The following is a 5,353-nucleotide window of genomic DNA, read 5'->3' as shown; positions in this document are numbered from 1 at the left end:
AGTTCAAGCGTACGGCTCGGTGCCGTCCACCGGTCAGCGGCGCCCTGGCCTCCCACGGGCTGACCCCGCAGTACTCTCGGCGCGATGGGGCTTAGCTTCCGGGTTCGGAACGGGACCGGGCGTGCCCCCCATGCTCTGGCCGCTGACCGGTGGGCGGCGCCCACCGTTACGGTGTCCGGGTGTCTACTCACGTGCCCTGGGGGCCGCATGGCGTATAGGAAAGAAACTGACTCGGGGGCATCCTCGTGCCCGGACCGCGCTTCTGAGCGCATGTCCCGCGGGCCGCGAGGTGCGGTTCCGGAAGAGCTCGGGCGATTAGTGCGGCTCGGCTGAGGACGTCGCCGTCCTTGCACCTGCCGTCTATCGACCAGGTAGTCTACCTGGGCCCTTACCGGAAGGAGAACTAATCCCTGGAACGGCTTCCCGCTTAGATGCCTTCAGCGGTTATCCGCGCCGCACGCGGCTACCCGGCCGTGCCGTTGGTCGACAACCGGTTCACCGGAGGTGCGTCCACCCCGGTCCTCTCGTACTGGGGGCAGCCTCCATCGATTCTCCTGCGCCCACGGAGGATAGGGACCGAACTGTCTCACGACGTTCTGAACCCAGCTCGCGTACCGCTTTAAACGGCGAACAGCCGTACCCTTGGGACCTGCTCCAGCCCCAGGATGCGATGAGCCGACATCGAGGTGCCAAACCTTGCCGTCGATGTGGACTCTTGGGCAAGATCAGCCTGTTATCCCCGGAGTACCTTTTATCCGTTGAGCGACGGCCCACCCACTCGGGGCCGCCGGATCACTAGAGCCTGCTTTCGCACCTGCTCGGCTTGTGGGCCTCGCAGTCAAGCCCGCTTGTACTCTTGCATTCAAAAGGACGGTTGCCGACCGTCCCGAGCGGACCTTCGCGCGCCTCCGTTACCCTTTAGGAGGCGACCGCCCCAGTCAAACTGCCCGCCTGGCACGGTCCCCGAGCCGGTTGACGGCCTCGGGTTAGGACGCCGGTCGCGCGAGGGCAGTATTCCAAGGGCGGCTCCCCGGGGGCTGGCGCCTCCGGATCGATGCCTCCTGCCTATCCTCTACACGCGGGACCAGCGGCCAATGCCAAGCTGCAGTGAAGGTTCACGGGGTCTTTCCGTCCTTCCGCGGGTAAGTCGCATCTTCACGACCAGTGCAATTTCACCGGGTCCATGGTCGAGACAGCGCCCAAGTCGTTGCGCCTTTCGTGCAGGTCGGAACTTACCCGACAAGGAATTTCGCTACCTTAGGACCGTTATAGTTACGGCCGCCGTTTACCGGGGCTTGGCTTCGGGGCTTCGCGCGATGCGCTAACTCCTCCGCGTGACCTTCCGGCACCGGGCAGGCGTCAGACCCTATACGTCGCCTTGCGGCTTCTGCAGAGTCCTGTGTTTTTGGTAAACAGTCGCTTGGGCCTCTCCACTGCGGCCCGCCTCCGCTCCCCGGGCGAGCCGGTTCACGTACGCGCGGGCACCCCTTCTCCCGAAGTTACGGGGCCATTGTGCCGAGTTCCTTGACCATGGTTGACCCGATCGCCTCGGTATGTTCTACCCACCCACCTGTGTCGGTTTGCGGTACGGGCGCGCACGCGCCTGCCTAGGGGTTTTTCTAGGGACCTCGGGCTCACTCGCTTCGCTCAGTCGCTTCGTCCGGAGCCTCGCCCTTGATGCGGACCGGATTTCCCTGGTCCGCGGGCCGCGCTCCATCACGGGGACGTCCAGAACCCCGCCGAGCCACCCCCATCCGTCGCCCCGTCGGTCGTAGCGCCGCGTGCGCGGTGCAGGAATGTCTGCCTGCTGCGCGTCGGCTACGCCTCCCGGCCTCGCCTTAGCCCCCGACTGACCCTGGGAGGATTAGCCTTGCCCAGGAAACCTCGGGTTCACGGCGGACGAGTTACTCTCTCGTCTCTCGCTACTCATGCCAGCATTCTCACTCCCATGCGCTCCACCGTCGGTCGCCCTCCGGCTTCTCCGCCCATGGGAAGCTCCCCTACCGATTCTAATGAATTAAAATCCCGCCGCTTCGGTGTCCAGCTTAGCCCCGTGTATTGTCGGCGCATGTCCACTCGACCAGTGAGCTGTTACGCACTCTTTGAATGGATGGCTGCTTCTAAGCCAACATCCTGGTTGTCTGGGCGGACGCACATCCTTTGCCACTCGGCTGGAACTTGGGGACCTTAGCGGGCGGTCCGGGCTGTTTCCCTCTCGAGCACACAGCTTAGCCCACATGCTCTGACTGCCGCGCTCTGGGCCGCCGGCATTCGGAGTTCGGTTGGATTCGGTAGGCGGCGAAGCCCCCTCGTCCATCCGGTGCTCTACCTCCGGCGGTGAACGCGCGACGCTAGCCCTAAAGCTATTTCGGGGAGAACGAGATATCTCCGGGTTTGATTGGCCTTTCACCCCTATCCGCAGGTCATCGCCGCCGTTTTCAACCGACGTGCGTTCGGCCCTCCACGGGGTCTTACCCCCGCTTCAGCCTGCCCACGGATAGCTCACCCGGCTTCGCGTCCGCGGCGCGGGACTCAAGTCGCCCTGTTAAGGCTCGCTTTCGCTCCGGCTCCCTTTCGGTTAACCTCGCCCCGCGCCAGCGACTCGCTGGCTCATTCTACAAAAGGCACGCCGTCACAACTAAAAAGTTGCTCCGACTGCTCGTGGGCGCACGGTTTCAGGTACTGTTTCACTCCCCTCCCGGGGTGCTTTTCACCTTTCCCTCACGGTACTGGTGCGCTATCGGTCACAGGGTAGTACTCAGGCTTGGATGGTGGTCCACCCAGGTTCGGACCGGGTTTCACGTGCCCGGCCCTACTCAGGGACCGCGTCGCGCCGTCCGGTCTGGGTTCGCGTACGGGGCTGTCACCCGCTGCGGCCGGCCCTCCCATGCCGTTCCGCTCCCCAGCCGGACCTGCGCCCGGGGGCGGCAGCCCCCGGATGCGCGGCCCTGCAACCCCGTCGGCGGAACCCCTGCCGGGTATGCCCGCTCGACGGTTTGGCCATCGGTCCCCTTTCGCTCGCCGCTACTCGGGGAGTCTCGAGATTGATTTCCTCTCCTCCGGGTACTTAGATGTTTCAGTTCCCCGGGTTGTCCTCCCCGGCCCTATGTGTTCGGGCCGGGGATATGCACACCGCTGTGCATGGGTTCGCCCATTCGGAGACCCCCGGGTCGAAGGATGTGTGCTCCTCGCCGGGGATTATCGCAGCTTGCCGCGTCCTTCATCGGCTCCCTGTGCCAAGGCATCCGCCGTGCGCCCGTGGTATCTTGCGGGACCGCATCGGGCCCGCGGGATATCCACGTGTCGCTAAAATTAATTAATCGATATCATGAATAGCGCTCGTATGTCGCAATTCGGGTATCTCATACCGCGGCACAGTGTCTTCACTGTGCTCGCGATCAGATGCTCCTCACTCATATATAAGTGAATTCTTCTTGTTTGGATCGGATGAATGATTGCTATCATTCTTGATTTAATCGCAGAAAAGAATCGAGTCTGGAAGAGGATACTCTTCCATCTCTCTCCTATCGCTATGCGGCTCTCAAGGTACGCGGGTGCGACCCCGGGGACCGGGTGCTGCGGGGACTTCCTCCGGGCGACATCCACCGGACGGGCTCCTGCCCTCTATTCGAGTTAAGTTGATCTCTCTAGAAGATTTATCTCCCTAGAAAGGAGGTGATCCAGCCGCACCTTCCGGTACGGCTACCTTGTTACGACTTCACCCCCCTCACCCTCCACACCTTCGGCGCCTCCCCCCTCTCGGTTGGGCCGGCGACTTCGGGTGCAGACGACTCGGGTGGTGTGACGGGCGGTGTGTACAAGGCCCGGGAACGCATTCACCGCGGCATGCTGATCCGCGATTACTAGCAACTCCGACTTCATGGGGGCGGGTTGCAGCCCCCAATCCGAACTGGGGCCGGCTTTCCGGGATCCGCTCCCCCTCGCGGGGTGGCATCCCTCTGTACCGGCCATTGTAGCACGTGTGCAGCCCAGGGCATAAGGGGCATGATGACTTGACGTCGTCCCCGCCCTCCTCCGCCTTGACGGCGGCGGTCCCGCGTGGGTTCCCGGCATCACCCGATGGCAACACGCGGCGGGGGTTGCGCTCGTTGCGGGACTTAACCCAACATCTCACGACACGAGCTGACGACAGCCATGCACCACCTGTATGGGCTCCTCTCGGCCACGGGGTCTCCCCCGCTTCACCCATATGTCAAGCCCTGGTAAGGTTCTTCGCGTTGCTTCGAATTAAGCCACATGCTCCGCTGCTTGTGCGGGCCCCCGTCAATTCCTTTGAGTTTTAGCCTTGCGGCCGTACTCCCCAGGCGGGACGCTTAATGCGTTGGCTGCGGCACGGGGGGATCGTCCCCCCACACCTAGCGTCCATCGTTTACGGCTGGGACTACCAGGGTATCTAATCCTGTTCGCTCCCCCAGCTTTCGCGCCTCAGCGTCGGTCTCGGCCCAGAGGGCCGCCTTCGCCACCGGTGTTCCACCCGATATCTGCGCATTCCACCGCTACACCGGGTGTTCCACCCTCCCCTACCGGACCCAAGCCGCGGAGGTTCCGGGGGCTTCGGGGGGTTGAGCCCCCCGCTTCGACCCCCGGCCTGCCGGGCCGCCTACGCGCGCTTTACGCCCAATGAATCCGGATAACGCTCGCCCCCTACGTATTACCGCGGCTGCTGGCACGTAGTTAGCCGGGGCTTCTTCTGCAGGTACAGTCTTGACTCTTCCCTGCTGAAAGCGGTTTACGACCCGAAGGCCTCCGTCCCGCACGCGGCGTCGCTGCGTCAGGGTTCCCCCCATTGCGCAAGATTCCCCACTGCTGCCTCCCGTAGGAGTCTGGGCCGTGTCTCAGTCCCAATCTGGCCGGTCGGTCTCTCAACCCGGCTACCCGTTGTCGGCACGGTGGGCCGTCACCCCGCCGTCTACCTGATGGGCCGCGGAGCCATCCCCTCCCGTCGGGGCTTTAGCCGGGGTGCCATGCGGCACCCCGGGGTATCCGGTATTACCCGTCCTTTCGGGCGGCTATCCCGGGGGAGGGGGCAGGTTCTCCACGTGTTACTCAGCCGTTCGCCACTCGCTTCCCTCCGGAGAGGGGTGCCGTTCGACTTGCATGTGTTAGGCGCGCCGCCAGCGTTCATCCTGAGCCAGGATCGAACTCTCCGTCCAAAATATATGGGCTTCGAGCCCGTCCGGTCCTCTCAGTTCATCGCTGATCGGTTCCGTTCGATTCATATGGTTTTAGTATAGGAAAAGGAATTTCTCGGGGCCGCCTCTCGGCGGCCTTGCGAAAAACAAATCCAAGTTAGACCATTTCAAATGGTTCGATGTCTGCCCGGATGCGACAC

The 5,353-nt window shown here is 63.4% G+C and carries 3 rRNA genes; all 3 read right to left on the bottom strand.

What is annotated here, in order from left to right:
* Window positions 1-31 precede the first annotated feature (31 nt).
* A 5S ribosomal RNA gene (gene rrf / locus GDJ93_RS06340) occupies window positions 32-147 on the bottom strand.
* A 148-nt stretch (window positions 148-295) separates the two neighbouring features.
* Window positions 296-3,272 (bottom strand): 23S ribosomal RNA (locus GDJ93_RS06335).
* A gap of 396 nt (window positions 3,273-3,668) precedes the next feature.
* A 16S ribosomal RNA gene (locus GDJ93_RS06330) occupies window positions 3,669-5,174 on the bottom strand.
* Together the 16S, 23S and 5S rRNA genes form the textbook arrangement of a ribosomal RNA operon.
* Window positions 5,175-5,353 lie beyond the last annotated feature (179 nt).

It is taken from the genome of Collinsella aerofaciens, from assembly GCF_902501475.1.
Lineage (GTDB): Bacteria > Actinomycetota > Coriobacteriia > Coriobacteriales > Coriobacteriaceae > Collinsella > Collinsella aerofaciens_AL.
Note: the sequence above shows the minus strand (reverse complement) of the source record. Positions and strands in the feature narration are given on the sequence as shown.